Origin of the sequence: Sodalinema sp., from assembly GCF_046483825.1 — a bacterium.
Taxonomy (GTDB): Bacteria; Cyanobacteriota; Cyanobacteriia; order Cyanobacteriales; family Geitlerinemataceae; genus Sodalinema.
Genome location: NZ_JAWOCL010000304.1, coordinates 1 through 23014, shown reverse-complemented (window position 1 = coordinate 23014; position 23014 = coordinate 1). Strand labels below are relative to the sequence as shown.

Annotated in this window: 16 protein-coding genes and 3 pseudogenes; 17 read left to right on the top strand and 2 right to left on the bottom strand. The window is 51.6% G+C overall.

Annotation, left to right across the window (positions count from 1 at the left end; genetic code table 11):
• The first annotated feature begins 25 nt into the window (after positions 1–25).
• The 9 genes from R6U67_RS19240 (at position 26) to R6U67_RS19200 (ending at position 9196) form a co-directional block, all read left to right on the top strand.
• Positions 26–502 (top strand): hypothetical protein, encoded by a 477-nt coding sequence (locus R6U67_RS19240; RefSeq protein WP_410254040.1) that lies wholly within the window; start codon positions 26–28, stop codon positions 500–502.
• The gene (locus R6U67_RS19235; RefSeq protein WP_410254039.1) at positions 492–1034 is read left to right on the top strand and encodes a gluconokinase; all 543 of its coding nucleotides are present in this window, start codon (positions 492–494) and stop codon (positions 1032–1034) included. The genes R6U67_RS19240 and R6U67_RS19235 overlap by 11 nt, the downstream gene beginning before the upstream one ends.
• Positions 1035–1137: 103 nt before the next feature.
• Positions 1138–1302, top strand: a complete 165-nt coding sequence (locus tag R6U67_RS19230) for a hypothetical protein (RefSeq protein ID WP_410254038.1) — start codon at positions 1138–1140, stop codon at positions 1300–1302.
• Positions 1303–1502: 200 nt separating this feature from the next.
• Positions 1503–2345 (top strand): DUF4382 domain-containing protein, encoded by an 843-nt coding sequence (locus R6U67_RS19225; protein ID WP_410254037.1) that lies wholly within the window; start codon positions 1503–1505, stop codon positions 2343–2345.
• A 529-nt stretch (positions 2346–2874) separates the two neighbouring features.
• Positions 2875–5175 (top strand): choice-of-anchor K domain-containing protein, encoded by a 2301-nt coding sequence (locus tag R6U67_RS19220; RefSeq protein WP_410254036.1) that lies wholly within the window; start codon positions 2875–2877, stop codon positions 5173–5175.
• A 166-nt stretch (positions 5176–5341) separates the two neighbouring features.
• The gene (locus R6U67_RS19215; protein ID WP_410254035.1) at positions 5342–5848 is read left to right on the top strand and encodes a carboxypeptidase-like regulatory domain-containing protein; all 507 of its coding nucleotides are present in this window, start codon (positions 5342–5344) and stop codon (positions 5846–5848) included.
• 7 nt (positions 5849–5855) lie between these two features.
• Positions 5856–6509, top strand: coding sequence for a cobalt transporter CbiM (cbiM, locus tag R6U67_RS19210; RefSeq protein ID WP_410254034.1), 654 nt, complete (start codon positions 5856–5858; stop codon positions 6507–6509).
• Positions 6510–6639: 130 nt separating this feature from the next.
• Positions 6640–7416, top strand: coding sequence for a cobalt ECF transporter T component CbiQ (gene cbiQ, locus R6U67_RS19205; RefSeq protein ID WP_410254033.1), 777 nt, complete (start codon positions 6640–6642; stop codon positions 7414–7416).
• A 79-nt stretch (positions 7417–7495) separates the two neighbouring features.
• Positions 7496–9196, top strand: coding sequence for a methyltransferase domain-containing protein (locus R6U67_RS19200; RefSeq protein WP_410254032.1), 1701 nt, complete (start codon positions 7496–7498; stop codon positions 9194–9196).
• 10 nt (positions 9197–9206) lie between these two features.
• Here the strand turns inward: R6U67_RS19200 and R6U67_RS19195 are convergent, their stop codons facing one another.
• Positions 9207–12632 carry an ATP-binding protein gene (locus R6U67_RS19195; RefSeq protein ID WP_410254031.1) on the bottom strand — a complete coding sequence of 1142 codons (3426 nt, stop codon included), beginning with the start codon at positions 12630–12632 and terminating at the stop codon, positions 9207–9209.
• A 490-nt stretch (positions 12633–13122) separates the two neighbouring features.
• Between R6U67_RS19195 and R6U67_RS19190 the strand changes: the two genes are divergently transcribed.
• The 6 genes and pseudogenes from R6U67_RS19190 to R6U67_RS19165 all read left to right on the top strand — a co-directional run bounded on the left by R6U67_RS19190 (position 13123) and on the right by R6U67_RS19165 (position 19385).
• A complete protein-coding gene (locus R6U67_RS19190) occupies positions 13123–13848 on the top strand; it encodes a RibD family protein (RefSeq protein WP_410254030.1) in 726 nt (241 codons plus the stop codon).
• Positions 13849–13944: 96 nt separating this feature from the next.
• Positions 13945–14379: pseudogene (locus R6U67_RS19185) on the top strand (GDP-mannose 4,6-dehydratase); the annotation flags it as partial.
• 366 nt (positions 14380–14745) lie between these two features.
• Positions 14746–15225 (top strand): annotated as a pseudogene (locus R6U67_RS19180) (LAGLIDADG family homing endonuclease); the annotation flags it as partial.
• A 39-nt stretch (positions 15226–15264) separates the two neighbouring features.
• Positions 15265–15876 (top strand): annotated as a pseudogene (locus tag R6U67_RS19175) (GDP-mannose 4,6-dehydratase); the annotation flags it as partial.
• 146 nt (positions 15877–16022) lie between these two features.
• Complete coding sequence (locus tag R6U67_RS19170) at positions 16023–17411, top strand: UDP-glucose dehydrogenase family protein (protein WP_410254029.1); 1389 nt, start codon at positions 16023–16025, stop codon at positions 17409–17411.
• 897 nt (positions 17412–18308) lie between these two features.
• Positions 18309–19385, top strand: coding sequence for a mechanosensitive ion channel family protein (locus R6U67_RS19165; RefSeq protein WP_410254028.1), 1077 nt, complete (start codon positions 18309–18311; stop codon positions 19383–19385).
• 311 nt (positions 19386–19696) lie between these two features.
• Here the strand turns inward: R6U67_RS19165 and bchM are convergent, their stop codons facing one another.
• The gene (bchM, locus tag R6U67_RS19160) at positions 19697–20383 is read right to left on the bottom strand and encodes a magnesium protoporphyrin IX methyltransferase (RefSeq protein WP_410254027.1); all 687 of its coding nucleotides are present in this window, start codon (positions 20381–20383) and stop codon (positions 19697–19699) included.
• Positions 20384–20474: 91 nt separating this feature from the next.
• On the opposite strand from bchM, the gene fni reads away from it, so the two are divergent.
• Both fni and sppA read left to right on the top strand, forming a co-directional pair.
• Positions 20475–21524: a type 2 isopentenyl-diphosphate Delta-isomerase gene (gene fni, locus R6U67_RS19155; RefSeq protein WP_410254026.1), complete on the top strand. Its 1050-nt coding sequence runs from the start codon at positions 20475–20477 to the stop codon at positions 21522–21524.
• Between the two features lie 30 nt (positions 21525–21554).
• Positions 21555–23014, top strand: a 1460-nt coding sequence (sppA, locus tag R6U67_RS19150) for a signal peptide peptidase SppA (protein WP_410254025.1), incomplete at its 3' end; no start/stop codon positions are given.

The window sequence follows — 23014 nt, the reverse complement described above, 5'->3', positions numbered from 1 at the left end:
TCCCGTTCTCCCCAAGCGAGTGATTATGATAGCCAATCGCCCCAAATCTTCCTGGAAAATCATCAAAAAAACGATCGCCGGAATCCTCATGGTATCTGGGATTCCTGTGGTACTCTGGTCAGCCTTCCATCTGGGAGGAGTCAGTGCTTGGGAACGAGAGTTGGCCCTGATTCTGTTGACTCTGGTGGGACTTCCACCGACGGCGATCGGGAGTTGGCTACTTTGGACTGTGGCACGACAGTCGAAACAAGAGCAACTTGAGGCTCAACGCTGTCGCGCTGAACAATTACAAAGTACCTTTTTTCGCATGATTGTCGAGGGTGATGGCGCAATCACTCCACTGGAGTTTTCCATGGCGACTCAGTTATCGGGCCAGGAGGCGAAAGCGTTTCTCGATGGCTGTGCGAAAGACTATGATGGCGCGTTTGATGTGACCTATGAAGGGAATATCATTTACCGCTTTGATGTTCAACGCAAGCAGCTTGGTCAACATGACGGATAGCGCCACTCTGATGGCTCAAACAGCGGCGCGGGTGATTGGGGTGATGGGGGTATCCGGTTCTGGGAAAACAACGGTGGCGCGAGGCTTAGCGGAGCGTTTAGGCTGGGTGTTTTTGGAGGGAGATGCGTTTCACCCGGCGGCCAATGTTGAGAAAATGGCTCGGGGGATTCCCCTCGATGATGACGATCGCCGGCCCTGGTTGTCGAGATTACAGGCGGCGATCGCCCAGGCTCGGACGGATTACCCAGATCTCGGGGTGGTTGTGGCCTGTTCGGCCCTGAAACAGGCCTACCGCGATCGCCTGAGTTGCGGGGATAATGAGATGGTTTGGGTTTATCTCAAGGGAGAGTTTGAGCCGTTACAGCAACGGCTTCAGGGAAGATCTGACCATTTTATGTCGCCCACGCTTTTGGCCAGTCAGTTTGCCGATCTCGAAGAACCCCAGGAGGCGATCGTTCTCGATAGTGGGCGATCGCCCCAGACTTTAATCACAACCATCCTTAAATCTTTGTCAAATCACAGCTCGATGTGATTTTGGACACTCCTGATTCACTGAAATTGCTCCATGCTAAGGCTGAAGTCACAGACAACAACCGTATTGTTTTAGCCACCTGCTAGTGGGAAGGAGTGTCACCATGCTTGATAGCGATCGCCTCAGCTCCGGTTCGCGCCTGATTCGCGCTATGGTCTTTACTCTTCTGCTTGCAGTCCTCTTTCAGTTCCTAGACTCCCCTCAGCCGTCTCAGGAAACAGGACTTTGGCAGACCGTGTTCCCGAAAATCACCACCTTGTTATCTTAGGAGCGATCGTCACGCCACTGGCGAATTTGGCTATGTTAAACTGACTGCAACTTGAATCCAGACCATAAACACGCCAGATAAAATAGGACAAATTCAATAAACAGAACCCAAGCCAAAAAGCATTTTCTTGCATTTATACTGTTTATTTTCAAGTGTCCTTTTTTATACCCTACCCACCCTAACATCACCCCTCATCAACTATGATCTCTGCATCAAAACTGAGTCCGATGGCTCTGAGTGCGTTGCTTTTGCTCGGCTGCTCTGACCCGACGACAGAGACGACCCCAGACAGCACCGCCGTAACTCCCAGTGAGGGAAGCGGAACCCTAGCCGTGTACGCCAACGGAGAAGAGTACGCCTGGGAAGGAATGACCAGTAAAGACGGATGGACCCTCAGCTTTGACAATCTGTATGTCCATCTCAGCGATGTAACCGCCTATCAAACCAATCCTCCCTACGAAGCCGATGGATCTGACATCGAGGCCAGTAAATCTTTGCTGTTGGTAGACTCAAAAACCGTGGATCTCACCGAGGGGAACGGTCCTGTTCTCTTGGGTGAAGCCGAGGCCGATGCTGGACATTACAACGCCTTGTCTTGGGCCTTATCTCCCGCCCCCGACGGACCCGCTGAGGGCCATGTAATGGTCTTGACAGGAACCGCAGAACAAGACGGAGAGCGTCTTGATTTTTCCATTGCCCTAGATCAACCCTTGGCCTTTGCCTGTGGCGAATTTATCGGCGATGAACGCAAAGGCATTCTCGATGATGCAGGAACTGCCGATCTCGAAGCGACCATCCATCTGGACCATCTTTTCGGTACAGGTGACGCTCCGGCTGACTCTGACTTGAATGAAGGCGCCTTAGGCTTTGATCCGATCGCCGCCTTAGCCGACAATGGAACCGTCGAGGTGACATCGGACGGTCTCATGGATCAATTATCCCCAGAAGATCAGGAAAAACTGGTTGGGATTCTGCCAAATCTGGGTCATGTTGGCGAAGGTCATTGCTTCGAGTCGACGATGGGGGATGCAACTGAACCCTAATTAAGACTTTAAGTCATGGCTCTTTGAACCGCCGCGCGATCGCGCGGCGGTTTTTGCCTGTCTCCCCATACTCTTCTTCAGGGCGACGTATAGTATTCAACCGCTTCAAGGGGATTTCAGACAAATTCAACAAAAACTTGAACAATTGGGAAACCTATCGAAACATCAATGCGTCTCTTAACCAGGAAATGTCTGTGAAAATACTTCAATTTTATCCGTATTTTTACTGAAATTTTCTAAATCTGACCGATTTGCGTAATTTCACCCTTTCACATCAGTGAAAATCTGGGAAAGCTAAGAGAGGCAGTCAGATGAATTAAATTGAAGCCTGACGCTGTAATCTACTGACAGCGACGTGTTTGCCGCACAAACTTATTGAAAATCCTGTGTTTCGAGAAATTTCATACAATTTCGGGAACTTTCTTGAACTCAGACCATCTACTTCAGTTAAGTATTAACAGCGAGCCAGTTGCTCACCTCGCTGCGGGTGTGTCACTGAACAAATAACCTATATCAGAGGAACCTAGGAATGGAAGACGATATCATGATGACCGACGCTGAAACCACTGTTGAAGAAACAGAGGATCAGGTCACAACAACCAACGTTGAAGAAGATGATGATGATCTCATCGCTGATGATGGGATTGATGACGACGACGACATTGATGATCTCGATGACGACGACGATGACGACGACGATGACGATGACGACGATGACGACGACGATGACGATGATCTAGACGACGACGATGATGACGATTCTGGCGAATCCATCAACGAAGACGACCTAGATGGCGATGACCTCGAAGGTGGTGCAGGTAGCGATGACCTCGAAGGTGATGCGAGTAGCGCCTCCTTCACCCTCACCAGTTTTGTTGGCGTCAGTGCCTCTGCTGAAGTAACCCTCAATCAAACCAGTGAAGGGATTGAAGTCACTGTTGTCGGCCAAAATGATGGCCCCGGTAACAGTAACCAACAAGGATTACGCGGTGTTTTCTTCAACCTGGAAAACAACAGTCTCTTAGAAGGGCTTTCCATCAGCGGTGAAGGAGTCTCCGGCGGGACTTTCAGTGCCGGAGGTGTTAACAACGTGACCGGTGGTGCATCCATTGCTCCTCGGGCCTTTGACGCGGGTGTCGCTGTCAGCGGCGGTGAATCCGTCACCTTCGTGATCGCTCACGAATCGGAAACCCTAACCCTCGATATGTTTGCGGGTGAAGACTTTGGTGTTCGCACTCAAAGCGGAAAACTAGCTGGATCTGCCCCGTCTGACATTGGTTCCGGTGGTGAGGACGACGCTGACGACAATGGTGATGACGACCTGGTTGGCGACGGCAATGGTGATGACGACATGGCCGGCGACGACGGTGGCGATGACGTCTCCGATGATGCCTCCGATACCTCCGATATGGATGTGATTATCGGCACCTCTGGTGGTAGCTTCTCTGACCCTGTCGAAGACACTCCTGACGCGGTTGTGGAAATCACCGACCAAAACGGTGGCATGAAAAACCGCTTCGCCTGGGGCGTTCCCACCGAAGAGAGCTTCACCAACTTGGTGCAGTTTGACGGGAGTGACTTCGGCACCGAAGTGGGTGAACAGTTCAAACTGGGTCAACTGTTCTACCGTAACGGTTCAACCACGAATAACTTCGACGGTGACTTCGGCTTTAGCCTTGACCTCGATGTCAACGGTGTGGGCGAACTCGATTCCTTCGACTTCCTCTTCAACATCCTTAATACTCCTAACGAAAGTGGAGATCCCGTTGAAGATGCCGACCGTTTGCAGTTTGCCACAGGCGGTCTAACCCCCAAAACCTTTGCTTTCGACGGAGACACCTACACCGTTAGCCTCGATGGCTTCTCCACCGATGGCGGTGAAACCATCACCTCCGGCTTTGATGCTCCTGAAGAGAGCTTTGAAATCGCCAACCTCTACGGTTCCGTCGTCAAACTCGATGACAACACGGCTGAGGCCTTCGATCCGATGCCGACAGAGGATGCTGAGGAAATCCTCGACGGCGGTGGTGTTGTGATCGGTGGTGACGGAAGTGGAGAAGGCGCCATTGCCGGTTCCGTCATCATCAAGAGTGAAGCTCAGTTAAGCGTGGTTTGGGGGATTACCACCTCTGCCAGCATCAAGTTCCAAAGCAGCAGCGTCTTCCAAATCACCGACATCATGGGTGTGACGGAACTCAACACCCTAGACATTGGCAACCAAGCGGTCTTGGGCAGTGAAGGGGACGATGAAGTTGTTGGTTCGGTCGACAACGATATCGTTTCGGGTGCTGATGGCAACGATAGCATCTCCGGCGAAAGCGGTAATAACCTCCTCGCGGGTGCTGATGATGAAGATGTCATCATGGGCGGTTCCGGCGACGATGTTCTGGCTGGAAATACCGGTGACGATGTGATCATGGCAGGTGGCGGTAACAACGTCCTCTACGGTGGTCAAGGTAACGACGAACTCATGGGTGGAGACGGAGACGATGTCCTCTCGGGTGACATGGGATCTGATACTCTCACCGGTGGTGGCGGAACCAACCAGTTCTTACTGCGGGCCGAAACCAGCCTCGAAATTACCTCCGCTCAAGCGGCTGACTTCATCATGGACTTCAAAGCCGGTGATGGTCTGGCAATCAGCGGCTCGCTGATGTCCTCGATCCAATTAGAGGTCGAAGATGTTGACGGTGACGGTGTTAGTGATGTAGCCATCCGTCTCGACAGTGGCTCCTACCTCGGTGTAGTCATGGGAACCAGCGACGTCACCCAAGTTGAAGAGGCTATGTACGAAGTTCCCGATGCAGACTATCTGCTCGGAAGTGCCTAATCCTCAGTGACTCCTCAACTGCTGAGTTCATGTCTTAGGATGTGAACTCGGCCGCTCAACGGTTTGTGATTAACTCAACGCTGCACAGTACGGCATCTTGCGACACAATAAAGAGCAAGATGCCGTTTTTTGCGGCCACGATGCTGTCACCAATCAGGAGTTGCCGATGAAATCGATCCAGTGGAACCTCGTTATCCCTCTGGCTGGCCTTGGAGTCATTGGCTTCATGGACGCCGCTGTCTCTCACGGGGCTAAACTCACCTATGAGGTTGAGCCAACCATTTCCTTGACGGCCGCTTATGATAACGGTGAACCCTTCAATGAGGCTCAAGTATTCGTCTATTCCCCGGAGAATCCCCAAGAACCCTGGGAAACCGGAACGACTGATGAGTCAGGACGTTATCAATTTCGCCCCAATCCAGAGATTCCCGGGAATTGGACGGTGACGGTCCGCCAAGCTGGACATGGGGATATGATTACGATTAACCTCGATGACTCCACTCTCATGGCCGATGACTCTACGGGAGATGCTGCCAACTCATCTCTGTTGGCCGATTTAACGGATATCTCCGTCCCCCAACGCCTGTTAACAGGTGCGTCTGTGATTTGGGGATGTGTGGGTACGGCTCTCTATTTCAGTCGTGGCCACAAATCATCGTCTTCTGATTCTTAGGTGACTCATGCACATTGCAGATGGATTTCTTCCGGCGCCTGTGTCGTTGCTGGGTTACGCAATGACGGGAGGTGGTGTCTGGTTTTCTCTCCGACAAATTCAACGAACTTATCGAGATCCTCAAGAACATATCCCCAAAGCATCCTTACTCACGGCCGCCTTTTTTGTTGGCTCGTTAGTCAGTGTTCCCATTCCTCCGGCGAGCGTTCATTTATTATTAAATGGCTTGCTCGGTGTGCTGCTCGGCTATTATGCTTTTCCGGCAATTTTAGTGGGTTTATTTTTTCAGGCGGTCATGTTTCAACATGGCGGTATGGTTAGTCTGGGCGTGAATACTGCTATGATCGGTTTTCCCGCCTTGGTCTCGGCCTACCTCTTTAAACTTCGCCTTTCGTTTGGAGAGGAAACGCGACGGAGACTAGGACTGTTTGCTTTTGTGGCGGGGGGATTAGCGGTTGGACTCTCGACAGTTATTTTTTTTACGTTAATTATCACCACAATTCCGGCTGATTTAGATGTGAACTTAGAACGCTCTGCAACCTTAGTCTTAGTTGTCTCGCAAATCCCCTTAATGCTGATTGAAGGGGCATTTACATCGATGGTTGTGCTATTTCTGCATCAGGTTAAACCCAGTTTAATCGAAGGGTTTTATAGCCATTAAAAACGATGAGATATGAAAGGTAAACACTCAATTGCAACCCAAAATCACTAGATTTGTTTAGGGTGTTCGGTGGGTTCGTTGCCTTTGATTCGTTGCCGTTGTCTTGTATTGTCTGGCTACTCCTATCTTTATGCAACATGGACTTGATACGTATGCCGGTTTACAGTCTCCCATTCATCGTTGGGACCCTCGGTGCAAGTTTGTCGGACTCATGGCTCTGATTTTTGCCTTCTCGGCGGTCGATGTTCTGGTCTTGTTACCGGTGATATTGCTCCTAACTGGGATACTCTATAAAATTTCTCGGTTACCGGGATGTTACTTACGTCAGCGACTTCATTATCCGGGTTATTTTTTACTCGGTGCGATTGTTTTATTACCCTTGACGACCGGGGAAACAATCTTGCTAGAGTTGGGTTGGCTAAGGATTCGTTGGGAGGGAATTTTAGCGGCTGTGCCGATTGTGGTGCGATTCGTCTGTATCGTGACGGTAACCTTAGTCTTGTTTGGAACCAGCCCTCTGGCTAGCACCTTACGGGCCATGCGATCGCTGGGGATTCCCGGTCTTATTACCGATATGATGCTCTTGTTCTACCGCTACCTCTATGATTTACTCGATCGCCTACGACAAGTGCAAACGGCCATGAGGCTCAGAGGCTTCAACCCTAAACAGTTGAGTTGGCGAACCCTGCGAGTGTTAGCTGCACTGACGGGAACCCTATTGGTGACCAGTTATGAGCAGTCGGAACAGGTGTATCAGGCGATGCGTCTGCGAGGCTATGGCCAGCCGACGGCTCAACGGGCCTGGCCACCGATTCAACGAGGCGATGCGATCGCCGTGACCATCATACTGGCGATCGCCGCTGCACTGGTACTCGCCCAAATTTGGCTCACTCCCGCCACTAGCTAGCGGCATTCTCCCTTTCTCTAGCCATTATCCCGAATCAAACTGTCTCTGCGCTCTATTTCCCCTAAAACTCCCTAAGACTATGACGGTTCCCGCTTACTACGATCGCATTAACCAACAACTCCTCGATAGCATTCCCAAAAACCTTGGCCGTATTGTCGAAGTCGGCTGTGGAACGGGAGCCTTGGGAGCCGCCTACAAAAAAGACAATCCTGACAGTGAATACATCGGCCTAGAACTCAACCCCGAAGCCGTCCAAATTGCCACAGAACGGCTCGATCGCGCCCTCCATTTTAACGTCGAAACATCCGACGAAAGCCAGTTAAACATCGCCCCTCAAAGCTGTGACGCTCTCGTCTATGGGGATGTCTTAGAACATCTACAAGATCCCTGGGCCATTCTCAATCACCAGGTATCCTGGCTCAAACCCGGCGGCTATGTCTTGGCCTCAATCCCCAATATCCAACATTGGACGATTCTACGAGATCTGCTCCAGGGAAAATGGGAATATCAAGATGAAGGACTACTCGATCGCACCCATCTGCGGTTCTTCACCCTTGAGAGTATGCAGCAGCTGTTCAGCCAAGCGGGCCTCATCGTTAAAACGGTGGGCCGCATTTTGTCCCATAACCCCAAAGAATTTGCCGAGTTCTACCCCAAACTCGAACCCCTGGCCCAACATCTCAAGGTTGATAGCAACCGCCTGAAACTACTCACAGAAAGTCATCAATATATCCTGACCGGCGTAAAAACTCAACGGCGGCTGTTTATCCAAACCCTGATGATGGCCCCGTTGGCCTGCGATCGCGTGCGGATTCTCGAACCGGATCAGTTCAGCAATCGCATTACCGGCGTGCGGGCCATGTCTTCAGCTCATAGTGCTGCTCTCAACCTCGCCGAAGCTGACGAAGAAAAAGTGTTTATCTGGCAACGCGCTCTCCTCAAGCCGGAAACCGCCCTCGCTCAACAGAAAAACCTACTTCAGCGCGGCTATCTGATTGTCTCAGAAATCGACGACGACCCCTTACGCTGGGAAAGCGCCTCGGATCATAACTTCTTCTCCTATCGCAGTTGCCATTGTGTGCAAACGTCCACCGAGCCGTTAGCGGAGTTTCTGCGACAGTACAACCCCTACGTGAAAGTCTTTCCCAACCAACTGGCCCAACTCCCTCAACCCCGTCCCGAGAGAGATTACGAGCAAGCGACGGTCTTTTTTGGCGCTCTCAACCGAGAAGAAGACTGGAAACCCCTCATGGGGGCAATTAACCAAATTCTTGACGAACTCGGCGATCGCGTCTGCGTGAATGTACTGCACGATCGCCAATTTTTCGAGGCTCTAAACACCCCCCATAAAGCCTTTTCCCCCTTCTGTTCCTATGACAACTATCAGCAGGTCATTCGTTCAAGTAGCGTTGCCCTGCTGCCCCTAGAACCCACTCGATTTAACCAAATGAAGTCTGACCTCAAATTCGTTGAATGTGGCGGTCAGGGCGTGGCTGTCTTGGCGAGTCCCACGGTCTACGAACGCAGTCTTCAGGACGGCAAAACCGGGTTACTCTATCGCTCCGTAGAAGACTTTGCCGCCAAATTCCGGGAACTCCTGGTCAACCCAACTCTGCGACAGCAACTCGGACAAGGGGCCTATCAGTGGGTTGCCCAACACCGTCTCCTAGAGCATCATGCCCAGGAGCGAGCGAAGTGGTATTTTCAGATGCGCGATCGCCTCGGGGAACTCAACGCTGCCCTCAAAGAACGCGCCCCCGAGTTATTTACCCATGGCTGAGGCCAACCTGTCAGGCCTCGAGTTCTTGGGACAAATTCGCCATCACAGCCGTCACCTGATCTAACATCTGACTGAGCTGTTCCATCCCAGTCACCGCTTCTTGCAGCAGTTCCGGGTTAACCGATTCATGTTTAACCCGTTCATTAAGGTGTCCGGCCAACTTCATCATGGCGGGGATGCCCACATTACCACTGGCCCCCTTAATTTGATGGACTAGGCGCGAAAACGTCTCCACATCGCCCTCAGCCAACGCCGCTTTGGCCCCAGCCACATACTCCCGGGCCGATTCCATAAACGAGTCGAGCAGTTCTAACTCAAATTCGAGATCATCTCCAGAGACTTCATGAAGACGATCCCAATCAATGTAAATCTCGGGGGTTGAGGAGGAGTCTGCCATAGAAGCTGAAGGGGGAACGATAGGATCAGGGCGGTTTCCATTATGAGACATAGTCGATGAATCGGCAGAATTTAATGGCTCAATTTTTGACATCCAATGCTCCAAAACAGACTTAAGTTTTTGCATGGTGACAGGTTTGGCGAGATAGTCATCCATCCCCGCATCCAGGCATTTTTGGCGATCGCCTTCCATGGCATGAGCGGTTAAGCCAATAACCACCGTCTGGCGATCGCTCTCGCTTTCCCAGCTTCGCAAGCGTTGAGTCGCTCGATAGCCATCTAATACCGGCATTTGACAATCCATCAATACGATATCAAAGGGTTGTTCCTGAAGCTGATCTAAGGCTTCCTGACCATTGTTAACACAGGCGGCAGTATAGCCAAGTAACTTGAGTTGATTCATCACCACCTTTTGGTTAATATGAGTATCCTCAACCACCAAAACCTTACCCCCAGCGATAGGCTTCGCTGATTCCGACGGTGAGGAGGGACTCTCAAGATTACCCGCATCTGTTTGAGCGACAGTCCCTGAAGCGGTCTCCGCGAGATCTGTTGTGGCAGATGTCGGGGCGACTGGGGTTGACGTTACCAGGGCGAGATCCGTTCCAGGAGAGGGAGATAACGTACCCGACGCTGAGGCGGACACCGGCTGCGACGCTGATGTTGAGGGATTGGCTGTCTGAGGTTCAGCCTCGACGGCTGGATGCTCCTCAGTGGCTGGACTGTCCACCTGGACAAACTGAGCCGTAAAGACAAAGGTTGATCCCTGATTCGGTTCACTTTCGACCCAAATTTGTCCTCCCATTTTCTGCACAAGCTGACGACAAATCGCCAGGCCTAACCCGGTTCCCCCATAGCGGCGGGTACTGGAGGCATCGACCTGAGAAAAGGCTTGAAAGAGATATTTGCGATCGCCCGCCGCTATGCCAATTCCCGTATCCCGGACGGCAAATTGTAGGGTTAAAATCGTCTCTAATTGACCTGTTTCTGCACTCGGATCTCCGAGAACCCCTTGTTTCTTCCCAATGGTTCGTACTCCAATAGCCACAGACCCCTGGTCTGTAAATTTAATGGCATTTCCCACCAAATTCATTAACACCTGTCGCAGTCGTCGGGAATCCCCGGAGAGGCAATCGGGCAGCGTTGGATTAATATGCAGCTTTAAGGATAATCCCTTCTCTTTTGACTGCATCAAAAATAAGCTAATAACCTCATTTAAACAAGAACGTAACTCAAAATCATGACGATCTAAACGTAGCTTTTCTGCTTCTAATTTAGAGAAATCTAAAATATCATTAATTAGATTTAAAAGATGTTCTCCACTGGTGCGTAACGCTTCCGTAAACTCTAACTGTTCTTCGTCCAGTTCCGTCGTCATCAACAAATCGGTCATCCCCAAGACTCCATTCATGGGAGTGCGAATTTCGTGACTCATATTGGCCAAGAAATCCGACTTTAACCGAGCCGTTTCTAAGGCAGCTTCCCGAGCTTGAACCAGTTCGTTAATCTGGGTACTCGCAATCACAACACCACCGACTTCATTATCTGATGTGTACCAAGGATGAATCGCCCAGCGTAGATAGAGTTCCGCCCCATTATCTCGCTCCCAAATATCCTCAGGAGTACTCACAATTTCCCCTTGCAATGCTCGATCATAAAGCACTCGCCAACGTTCGGGTAAATCGGAGAAAACCTCATAATGGGACTTACCAATCAGTGATTCTTGTTCAACCCCGAAATCACTGAGCCAGGTGTTACTGTAAGCAAGATAGTGCATTTCACTATCCATCATTGCCATGGCGACGGGGGCTTGGGTGACAATTTGCCGCAGTTGTTGTCGTTCGGCTTCGATCGCCGCCTCATAGCGTTTACGCTCGGTAATATCCCGAACAATCGCTAAGACTTCATCTTCGCCGCTGGTGACAATCCGCGCTTCAAAGTTATGAAGTCGGACTTCTCCCGTTTTACGATTGGGAATATCGAGGGCATATTCAAAAATTTGGACTTCTCGGGATTGCCGGGCTAAATCAGCATAATGCAGGTTGAGATCGGCGACTTCTTTGGGCAAGACTTCATAGAGACTTTTGCCTAAAAACCCACTGCGAGAGAGAAGTAACGGTTGGTCTTTGTCCGCCTGAACATCGAGATAAGTGCCATCGGTTCGCAGCCGAAACATGGTATCGGGGATGGCTTCGAGGAGGGCTTGATTTTTAAGTTCACTTTTTTGAACTTGGTCGGCCCGTTGTTCGAGATAGAGGACCATATCGCGAATTTGCGAGGTCATGCGGGCAAAGGCTAGGGCCAGACCGCCAATTTCATCGGGACGGCTGCGGTACTGTTGGATAGCACTTTCGTTATCCATGGCGCGATCGAACTCCCCTTCAGCCACCCATTGAGTGGCGCGGGCCAGTTCATGGAGGGGGCGACCGATGGAACGACCCACCCATAAGGCTGCGGCTAGGCCTCCCGCCGTAAATAAGACCCCGAGCAAAATAGCACTGTTGCGGGTGTTGTCGAGACGGTTACGGAAGCCGGTAATGGAGAACTCTAACTCAACCGCACCGACAGTTTGCGCCCCAGAGGCGATGGTTTTGCCCGAACGGAGGCGATCGCGTTCCCACTCAAACACAGGGGTTCCACTGGCTAAAATCTGTTCCCCAAAGTCGCGATCGCGCTCCGTCATCGCCTCGGGGCTTAGGGTTGATAGCCGTTGACCGTTCTGGTCATAAATCACAACGCTGGTCAGGCTATCTTCAACATTGAGAATATCGAGCAGTTGTTGGAGTTGTTCCTCTGACTCCTCTAGGTCACCGGTGTCGTCGGTTTGTGCGGCTAAGGAGTCCGCCGCCAGCCGTGACACCATATTCAAGACAAGAGTGGCTTGGCTTTCGAGTTCTTGTTGGTAAACCCGTCGTTGGCGATGAAGTGAAAACAGCGTCACACTACTGACACTGATAATCGCCGACAGGGCAATTGTGGCCGTTAGCTTGGCGGCGATGGGTAAGCGACGACCTTTGAGTTGACGCATCAATTGACGCATAGCGACACGAGGTGCAGAGGAAAGGAGTACAGCAAGAAGGCAGTTCGCAAGGGGTTGGGGAAGCTTAACATCCAGATTGTGCCGGGTGAGGAAACCCCGATTATGCGGCTTCTGAGTTTTGAGTTTAACTTACGGGAACTCACGGCACAGATGCACGCCGTCAGCTTCACGATCGCGATCATTCAGTGAAATCCACCGCCGTGATGAGCAGACCATCCGGAGTCCCCCTTCTAGGATAGCGGGTCTTTTGACGGACACAGACGGGAGACCTGGTTAAAACTACGCAAAACAAGAATCTTAACGGAATGGATGCTTGACCGTCCCGAGTTTAACCCTAGAGGGCTTTGGCAGCGAACCTCTGACCGGGATGACTCAAGCCGGTTAGGGATTGGCTCCTAGACCACGAGGCGAGGAGTTTTTGCGGTAGGCTCGTTGGAGATTCGGGAGATCCCGGATCGAATTTCTTATTCCATCCTAATGAGCTGGCGTTATGTTGACTCCCCCCCTGTCTCGTCCTCACACGACCGTGATCTTAGCCATGACGGCTGATGGCAAAATTTCCGATGTTGGCCGCTCAGGGGTGACCTTCGGCTCTTCTGTTGATTATCAGCATTTAGAGGCCTGTGTGGCGGCGGCGGATGCGGTGTTGATGGGAGGAACCACCTTACGCTCAGGGGGAACGGCGATGCGTCTTCAATCTCCTCAGCTTTTGGCGGCTCGCGAGGCGGCGGGAACTCCTCCTCAACCGGTGCAAGTGGTCTGTTCGGCGTCTGGAACCTTTGACCCGGCGTTACCCTTTTTTCGCCAACCGATTCCCCGTTGGCTGCTGACGACAACTGAAGGGGCTGGTTTTTGGCAGACTCATTCAGGGTTTGACCGCTTGTTAACGGTCGATTCGTCGGAGACGGGACTGGATTTGCAGGCGGGATTGACCCAGTTACGAGGCTTGGGGATTGAACGACTGGCGGTGTTGGGAGGCGGCCATCTAATCGCAACCTTGTTTGAGTTGGGGGCCATTGATGAAGTTCGGCTAACGGTCTGTGGTTATATTTTTGGGGGGACGGCGGCCCCGACCCCAGTCGATGGGCTGGGGTTTTCTCGCGATCGCGCTCCCCGTTTACGTTTGCTGGAGGTGAAGCGAGTCGAGGATGAGGTGTTTTTACAGTATCAGGTGCTGCATGAAGACCCGGCCGAGGAAAAAGACTCAGATGTTTAACGGTGTTTCACTCAAATTGGGGAGAATAGGTAGAAACTAGACAGTTTGGCGATCGCAGGCTACGGTAGAGGTCAGGTTTTCCCTACAATGTGGTTCATGAGAATATTAGTCACCGGTGGTGCGGGATTCCTGGGTTCCCACCTCGTCGATCGCCTGATGGAACAAGGACATGAGGTCCTTTGTCTCGATAACTTTTTCACCGGAAACAAACACAACATCCTGCAATGGATGGAGTCTCCCTATTTTGAGGTGATTCGCCACGATATTACCGAACCGATTCGCGTTGAAGTGGATCAGATTTATCATCTGGCCTGTCCCGCCTCTCCCGTCCATTATCAGTACAATCCGGTCAAGACGGTGAAGACTAGCGTTTTGGGAACCTTGCATATGTTGGGACTGGCGAAACGCATCAAGGCCCGATTGTTGCTGGCCTCAACCTCAGAAGTCTATGGCGATCCCAATGTTCACCCACAAACCGAAGCCTATCGGGGCAATGTGAACCCAATTGGGATCCGGGCCTGTTACGACGAGAAAACAGAAATCCTGACTGAAAACGGTTGGACTCCCTTTCCCCAACTCGACCCGCAAACTCCCGTTGCAACTCTCAACCCCGAGGGACAGATCGAGTACCACGTTCCCGACGAATACATCGTTCAACCCTACGTCGGCGAACTGCTGCGATTTGCCAATGGGAAATTTGACCTCTGCGTCACTCCCAACCACAACCTCTACCTACGCAGCAAAACCGGCAAACTCAAATTCCTGCAAGCCGACGAGGTGCATTACGCTAAATCCTGGCGTGTTCCCACAGGGGCAGAATTTAAGGGCATCGAGCCAGAATGGTTCGAGTTGGGAACCGCCCCCGCTCACGCTAAAGTTCGAGTCAATCGCATCGCGATGGATGACTGGCTCGAATTTCTCGGCTACTACATCTCTGAAGGCTGTACCCACGTGCGCCGTCGCGCCCGAGCCGTGGGCGATCGCAACTACGACGTAGCCGACTACAATATCCTCATCGCCCAGTCTAAGCCGGAAGGACGCACCCAGATTGCCAACTGCCTCTCGAAGCTGGGGTTCAAGTTCTTTGAATCCGACGACCATCAGTTTCGCATTTGCAGCAAGCAACTGGCCGAAATTTTGCTTCCCCTAGGCAAATCGGGAGACAAATATATCCCCCGTGACTACCTCAACCTCTCTCAACGTCAATCGCGCATCTTGTTCGACGCGCTCATAATGGGCGACGGTAGTCAGCGAGGCAACCGTTACACCTATTACACGAAGTCTAAACAGCTTGCCGACGATGTGCAGGAACTGGCCCTACGCTGCGGTTATGCCGCCTCCGTGGTCTCCCACGCCGTCGGTCGCGACTTGTACCGCGTGAATATCCGGCCCGCTGTCGAAGCCGTTCTCGCTGAACCGGAACGGGTGCGCTACGGTGGCAATGTCTACTGTGTCAATGTCAAGAATCATGTCATCTGTGTGCGTCGCAATGGACGGGCCGCATTCTGCGGTAATTGTTACGACGAAGGGAAGCGCATCGCTGAAACCCTCTGCTTTGACTACCATCGTCAGAATCATGTGGATATTCGGGTGATGCGGATTTTCAACACCTATGGACCGCGAATGCAGGAAAATGATGGACGGGTGGTGAGTAATTTTATTGTTCAAGCGTTGCGCGGGATTCCCCTGACGGTGTATGGGGATGGCTTGCAAACTCGCAGTTTTTGCTATGTCTCGGACCTCATCGACGGCATGATGAAGTTGATGAACAATGAGGAGCATATTGGGCCGGTGAATATCGGCAATCCCAATGAGTACACCATTTTGCAATTGGCTCAGACGATTCAAAGGCTGATTAACCCGGATGTGGAGATTCAGTTTGAGCCACTTCCCCAGGATGACCCGCAACAGCGACAACCGGACATCACTCGTGCTAAAGAGTGGTTAGGTTGGACGCCGAGCATTGAGCTGGAAGAGGGATTGAAGGAAACCATTGCTGATTTCCGCGATCGCCTTGGTTTGGCGTAAATTAGGACTGTCCGGGTGTGTTGACATAAAAGCCGCAGATTGGGGATAGCTGAAGTTTGCGACTAAGCTAGTGGACGACAGCTTGCTAACGCTCGGTCGTAGCGGCGTTTTTTTACAGTTTTTTAAGGTTGAAGGACAAAACAGCTATGCGTGTTTGTGTGATTGGTACCGGTTATGTGGGTTTGGTGACGGGGGCCTGTTTGGCTCATACGGGTCATGAGGTGATCTGCGTCGATAACAACGAGGAAAAGGTCAAAACCATGAAGGCGGGGCGATCGCCGATTTATGAGCCGGGATTGTCCGAAATCATGACCGCCGCCATCCAAAGTGGCAATATTGAGTTCACCACGGACTTAGAGGCGGGGGTCCATCATGGCGATATCTTGTTTATTGCGGTGGGAACGCCCCCGTTACCCACGGGAGAAAGTGATACCCGCTATGTGGAGGCGGTGGCCCGAGGAATTGGCGCTCACCTCAAGCAAGGCTATAAGGTGATTGTCAATAAATCGACGGTTCCCATTGGGTCCGGGGATTGGGTACGCACGATTGTCCTCGATGGAATCGCGGAACGGGAAAAGGCCCTGGTGGGATCGGGAAAAACTGGGGAAGATTTGGTTAACCATATCGAGGTGGAATTTGATGTGGTCAGTAATCCTGAGTTTCTGCGGGAGGGGTCGGCGGTGTATGACACCTTTAACCCCGATCGCATTGTCTTGGGAAGTAATAGCGATCGCGCCTTGACGATGATGCAGGAACTCTATGCACCCATTGTCAATCGTGAGGTGGCGCAGGAGAAGGATCTACCGCCGGTTCCTGTGGTGATGACGGATTTATGTTCGGCGGAGATGATTAAGTATGCGGCGAACTCGTTTTTGGCGACCAAGATTAGTTTTATTAACGAGGTGGCCAATATTTGCGATCGCGTCGGCGCCGATGTCACCCAGGTCGCCAAGGGAATTGGCCTCGACTCCCGCATTGGCAATAAGTTCTTAAATGCTGGGATTGGCTGGGGTGGCTCCTGTTTCCCGAAAGATGTCTCAGCCTTGGTTCACACGGCTGATGATTATGGCTATGATGCTCAATTGCTCAAGTCTGCGGTTGAGGTGAACCAACGTCAACGCTTGATGGCGTTGGAGAAACTGCAACATGAGTTGAAGATTCTCAAGGGGAAAACCGTCGGCTTGTTAGGCTTGACCTTTAAACCGGATACCGATGATATGCGGGATGCACCCTCGTTGGTCTTGATTGAGAATCTGAACCGCCTCGGGGCGAAGGTGAAGGCCTATGACCCCATTGTCTCGCAAACGGGCCTACGCTCGGGCTTATCGGGGGTCTATGTGGAGACAGACCCTGAACGGCTTGCTGATGGCTGTGATGCGTTGGTCCTGGTGACGGATTGGAAGCAGTTTGCGGAACTCGACTATACCAAGATGGCGAGTCTGATGCACACGCCGATTATGGTCGATGGTCGTAACTTCCTTGACCGGACTCAGTTAGAGGCGATTGGCTTCCGCTATGTGGGAATTGGTCGCTAGATATCTCTGAGGCTGAATGTCTAGGCGTTAAGGCTTTGCGGCAAAAACTGGGTCTCAATTTTCCCCCTGGTGCTAGGCGCTGGGGGGTTTTTGCATCCATCTGCTGAATCGATGCTGAGTGAGTTGGTTTAAGCGGTGTTAGCGATAGGGGTGAGTGTTTCCCATGAAGCATCGGGCCGGAAGGGCGATCGCACTCATCCAAGATAAGACCGGCATGACCGCCGATGACAGAGGACATCCGTTGCACTTGAACCGATTGACGCTGAGCAACGCTGAGGACGTTCAGCCACGGTCAACGAACAACGGCTAGAGATCGCGTTCCCAAGGGTTGGGAGAAGAGGCGCGATCGCCCAAACCTCACTCTGACATCACCATACGTCAGAGGAGTTGCTGAACTTCGAGCCGATGAGGCCACCGTTGAGACCGTTCTGTCGGTCTTCCCACGGGGCGGTATGGGGCTACAAATTGCCAGTTATAGCGTGTCTAAATTCCGTTCAATTTGGTGCAAGACATCGAAAAGGAGATCAACAGATGTCGAGAGAGACCGCTTTATCCGTAGCGGTAGAGACATCGAAAACTCAACAGACTTCTCGCCCACTGCGAGATAAGATGCCAGCTTTCGTTCTTGTGTTGTATCCATAATCTGAGGTTTTTCCTGAGTGACAAGCACGCTTTAGTGTGGTCTAGTATATTATACACCATCGGTATGTTGTACTAACAATGTACAACATCGCCTCCCTCGATCAGCATCAAGGCGATCTCTGAAAGGCTCTAAATCTCTCGGGATAAGCGTTTGAAGACTCTATTGAGGTCATCAATGACGCGATCGCGCCGTTTGCCTGATCGAGGAAAAAATTTTAATGTTAACAAATGCTGACATACGCAGGAGCGAAACTTATGCCAACAGAATTCACAGATATGTTGAGCCAATTCACCCAACAAGAATTTCTAGGGAATCAGGTCTTAGATTATCTGATCGCCCTAGCCATTATTATTCTTGGATTGATCATCATCAGGATTGTTGCCAACGTCGTTCTTAGCAGAATTAAAAAATGGCTACGACAAACCGACGCGAGTTTAGATAATAGCTTAATTAAAATTATTGAACGAGCGCTGATCCCAATCTTGTATCTAGGGATTTTTTATGTCGCTCTCAACGGCCTAACCCTGCACCCGATTTTGGATCGACTCTTAGATGGAGTCTGGGCGATCGCCTTCACGGTAATTGCCATCCGTTTCGTGGTCTCCGTGATCCAATATGGCTTAATCCTATATGGGATCAAGGCAAACAACCCCAATATCCAGCCGACCCTCAATTCTCTCGTCCCTGCCATCCGAGTCGTGGTTTGGGCGATCGGCTTTATTTTCCTGCTGGACAATCTCAACTTTAATGTCTCAGCCATGATTGCCAGTCTGGGGATTGGGGGGATTGCGATCGCCCTAGCTTCCCAAGGACTTCTACAAGACCTCTTTAGCTACTTTTCCATCGTCTTCGATCGCCCCTTTGAGTTAGGAGACTTCATCATCGTAGGTGACTTCATCGGAACCGTCGAATACATCGGCATTAAAACCACTCGTCTCAAGAGTTTAAGCGGTGAACGACTGGTCATCTCCAACACCGATCTTACCGGCTCTCGCATCCGCAATTACAAGCATATGCAAACCCGCCGTATCGTCTTTAAACTCGGTGTCACCTACGAAACCCGCGTCGAACAGCTCGAAAAAATCCCCCAAATCATCCAAGACATTATCGAACCCATCGAAACCATCACCTTCGATCGCGCTCATTTCCTAGCCTACGGGGATTTCAGCCTCGACTACGAAGTCGTCTACAACGTCAACAGCAGTGATTTTGCCCAATACATGGATGCTCAACAGCAAATCAACCTAGAACTCAAGCGTCGCTTTGAAGCCGAAGGCATCGAATTCGCCTATCCCACCCAGGTCATTTATCACAATGCCCTAGGGGGATAGGGAACAGGGAACAGGGAACAGGGAACAGGGAACAGGGAACAGGGGATAGGGGATAGGGAACAGGGAACAGGCAAAAGGCAAAAGGCAAAAGGCAAAAGAAGGTAATAGCCAGCTTTTTCCTTTCCTCCCCCTGCCTCCCTCTTCATTTCTCCTCGTCTCCTCCTCGTTCTCTCCTCGTTCTCTCCTCGTTCTCTCCTCGTTCCTAGGCTCTGCCTGGGAACGCCCCCTGGGAGGCTCTGCCTCCCGCTCTCAGGCGGCAGAGCCGCCTAGCCCCCCATGTCATGGCTTCAGCCATGACACGAGTGAGACTCCTAGCCCCGCACCAACTCCACCAAACGGGAATAATAGAAACGAGTGCTGGTCATTTCCGTGCGAGCGGGTTGGAAGCCATTTTTGGCAAAGATGGCCAGAATATCCGCTTCACGATGCTGATAGGCGCGAGTCGTCTTACTCGGTCCCGGGAAGAGTTCACCGACTTTCTTCAAAACCGTCAGCCAGGGGGTTTTGGGTGCAAAACTCAAAATCACCCGTGATTCAGCCAGAGAACAGAGGTGAGAGAGCATCTCATCCATCTTGTCATCAGGATAGTGGATGAGGACATCGAGGCAGATGACGGTGTGGAAGTTGCCAGAAATTTCTTCGAGATCCCGAGTCTCAAACCGGACGCGGGAGCTATCACTCAGTTGAGCCTGAGCGCGTTCCTGGGCTTCCGTCACCATCATCTCCGAGATGTCGCTGCCGTAAACCGTTGCCCCTGCTTCAGCTAGGGGCAAACTCAAACTACCAACACCACACCCCGCATCACAGATAGTCAGTTGCCCGAGGTTGCCATCGGCCGACAGCCAACCAACGACTTTATCAATGGTCTGCTGGTGTCCTTCTCGGATATCCAGTTGGACTTTATTGACCTCGTCCTTACCATAAATTCGTCGCCAGCGGTCAAAACCCGTCGTATTGAAATATTCCTTAACAATGCTTTTTTCGTCAATGATAATCATCGGCTATTACGCGGTTATAAAAAGAGGTTGAGGGTACAAATCTATACGTTATCCTAATTTAGACCTCTTTTGTTACCTGATGACGATCGCAATGACTGTTAACCCCACAGAGTCTGAGCAAACCCAGAGCCGCAAAGCCGATCATCTTCGTATTTGTCTGGAGGATGATGTGAACTTTCAAGAGACTCGTACTGGGTTAGAACGCTATCGCTTCCGTCATTGCTGTTTACCGGAACTGGATTTAGCCGAGATTGACGTCAGCACCTCGTTTTTAGGAAAGTCACTGCGATCGCCATTCCTGATTTCTTCGATGACGGGGGGAACTGAACGGGCCAAACTGATCAACCAACGGTTAGCCGCCGTGGCCCAGGCGCAAGGATTAGCCATGGGGGTGGGATCGCAACGGGTGGCGGTGGAAAACCCGGATCTTAGTCATACCTTTGATGTGCGATCGCAGGCCCCCGATATTCTCCTATTTGCCAATCTCGGCGCGGTGCAGTTGAATTATGGCTATGGCGTCGACCAATGTCAGCGGGCGATCGCCATGCTCGAAGCCGATGCCCTGATTTTGCATATTAACCCTCTCCAGGAGGCCGTTCAAAGTCGGGGCGACCAGAATTTTAAAGGATTGCTTGACAAAATACAGAGATTATGCTACCTGCTTCCCATTCCCGTGATTGCCAAAGAAGTGGGCAATGGCATTTCTGGGGAGATGGCGCGACGGTTAATTGACGTTGGGGTTCAGGCGATCGATGTAGCTGGAGCGGGGGGAACCTCCTGGGCCAACGTCGAGGGAAAACGCGCCCAAGATATCCGTCAACGTCGTTTAGGGGCGCTGTTCTCCGACTGGGGCCTTCCCACCGCTGACTGTCTCGTGCAGGTGCGATCGCAGGCTCCCGACATTCCCCTCATTGCCTCAGGGGGCTTACGCAACGGCTTAGATGTCGCCAAAACCCTCGCCCTGGGGGCTAACTTAGCGGGATTGGCAACCCCTTTTCTCAAAGCCGCCGCCGACTCCCCGGACACCCTCAATCAACTGGTGGAATTACTCAACAGCGAACTCGCCACCGTCTTATTTTGCACCGGCAACCGTACCATCAAGGATTTACAGCGCAGCAATAGCTTAGACACCCTAAAATAAGGACAGCACTTTACTCTGACCGCCAACGTCATGCGTGATTTTCTCAAAAATGTTGTTGCTACAGTCGCTGGACTGATTCTCTTTTCCGTCATTGGCGTTGGAGGGTTAGTCATTCTACTCATTACCGCCTCCTTGCAGGCGCCTCGCGGTCCCGAAGTAGAGAAAGACTCAATTCTGGTGTTAGATTTGGGCTTAAATATCCAAGACAGTCGCGCCCTAATTGGCCCCGGCGAAGCCTTGCAACAAGCCTTAGAGGGACCGGGTCAACAAAGTCTCTCCCTGTTAGATGTTGTGGACGCCTTAGAACAGGCCAGCAAAGACGATCGCATCACCGGACTCTACCTCAAAGGTGCGCCGGGGGATATGCCAACCGATTATGCTAACTTGCGAGAAGTACGAGAGGCCTTAGCGACATTTCGCGAAACGGGTAAGCCGATTATTGCCCACGATCGCGACTGGAGTAAACGGGAATATTATCTGGCCTCGATCGCCACAGAACTGTCGCTCGCCCCCCTAGGTGCCGCCGTCTTTAATGGCTTAAGTGCCGAAACAGCCTTTCTGGCCGGAACCTTTGAGCAACTTGGGGTTGGCGTTCAAGTTGTCCGCATGGGGGCTTACAAGTCCGCCGGCGAAGCCTTAGTGCGTCGTGAGTATAGCGATGAAAACCGCGAACAACTCCAGGCCTATTTAGGAGATGTCTGGGCTGACATTTTAGACGTTGCCAGTCAACAGCGGTCTATCACCCCCGAAAGCTTACAAACGATCGCCGATAACCAAGGGATTTTACTCGCCGAAGAAGCCGTCTCCCAAGGCGTTGTCGATCGCCTCGCCGAGAGTGAGGAAATTCGCGATCGCCTGCGGGAACTCAGCAACATCAGCGATGCCGATGAATCCTTTGAATCCGTAAGTCTGGCCACCTATATTCAAACTCTCGATCCCAGTCAAACCCAGCGCGGGCAAATGGGGAGCGATCGGCAAATTGCCCTAGTCTATGCTGAGGGGCCAATTGTCGATGGAGAAGGGGAACTTCGTCAAATTGGGGGTGACCGTCTGGCGCGTCAACTGCGAGACTTGCGCGTCGATGACGATGTCCAAGCCGTTGTCTTGCGTGTTAATAGTCCTGGGGGGAGTGCGATCGCCTCAGACGTCATCAAACAAGAACTTGAACTGCTGCGCGAAGAAAAGCCAGTCATCGTTTCCATGGGCAACATGGCCGCCTCAGGAGGCTATTGGATTGCCATGGCCGCCAACGAAATTATTGCCCAACCCAACACCCTCACCGGCTCAATTGGGGTCTTTAGCCTGTCTTTTAATATCGAAGATCTCAGCGAAACCGTTGGCTTGAGTTGGGATGTCGTGCAAACCTCAGACCTTGCCAATGCCCAAACCATTTCTCGCCCCAAAACTCCCCAAGAACTAGCAGTATTAGAACGATTTGTCAACCAAATTTATCAAGAATTTATCACTGAAATCTCCACCTGGCGAGACCT

Excerpts from the sequence above, each read along its gene's own strand:
- R6U67_RS19190 (WP_410254030.1), top strand. The coding sequence starts at position 13,123 with ATGTTGACTCCCCCCCTGTCTCGTCCTCACACGACCGTGATCTTAGCC.
- R6U67_RS19195 (WP_410254031.1), bottom strand. The coding sequence starts at position 12,632 with ATGCGTCAATTGATGCGTCAACTCAAAGGTCGTCGCTTACCCATCGCC.
- cbiM (WP_410254034.1), top strand. The coding sequence starts at position 5,856 with ATGCACATTGCAGATGGATTTCTTCCGGCGCCTGTGTCGTTGCTGGGT.
- bchM (WP_410254027.1), bottom strand. The coding sequence starts at position 20,383 with ATGATTATCATTGACGAAAAAAGCATTGTTAAGGAATATTTCAATACG.
- R6U67_RS19235 (WP_410254039.1), top strand. The coding sequence starts at position 492 with ATGACGGATAGCGCCACTCTGATGGCTCAAACAGCGGCGCGGGTGATT.
- R6U67_RS19215 (WP_410254035.1), top strand. The coding sequence starts at position 5,342 with ATGAAATCGATCCAGTGGAACCTCGTTATCCCTCTGGCTGGCCTTGGA.
- R6U67_RS19225 (WP_410254037.1), top strand. The coding sequence starts at position 1,503 with ATGATCTCTGCATCAAAACTGAGTCCGATGGCTCTGAGTGCGTTGCTT.
- R6U67_RS19165 (WP_410254028.1), top strand. The coding sequence starts at position 18,309 with ATGCCAACAGAATTCACAGATATGTTGAGCCAATTCACCCAACAAGAA.
- cbiQ (WP_410254033.1), top strand. The coding sequence starts at position 6,640 with ATGCAACATGGACTTGATACGTATGCCGGTTTACAGTCTCCCATTCAT.
- R6U67_RS19240 (WP_410254040.1), top strand. The coding sequence starts at position 26 with ATGATAGCCAATCGCCCCAAATCTTCCTGGAAAATCATCAAAAAAACG.
- R6U67_RS19200 (WP_410254032.1), top strand. The coding sequence starts at position 7,496 with ATGACGGTTCCCGCTTACTACGATCGCATTAACCAACAACTCCTCGAT.
- R6U67_RS19230 (WP_410254038.1), top strand. The coding sequence starts at position 1,138 with ATGCTTGATAGCGATCGCCTCAGCTCCGGTTCGCGCCTGATTCGCGCT.
- R6U67_RS19220 (WP_410254036.1), top strand. The coding sequence starts at position 2,875 with ATGGAAGACGATATCATGATGACCGACGCTGAAACCACTGTTGAAGAA.
- fni (WP_410254026.1), top strand. The coding sequence starts at position 20,475 with ATGACTGTTAACCCCACAGAGTCTGAGCAAACCCAGAGCCGCAAAGCC.
- R6U67_RS19170 (WP_410254029.1), top strand. The coding sequence starts at position 16,023 with ATGCGTGTTTGTGTGATTGGTACCGGTTATGTGGGTTTGGTGACGGGG.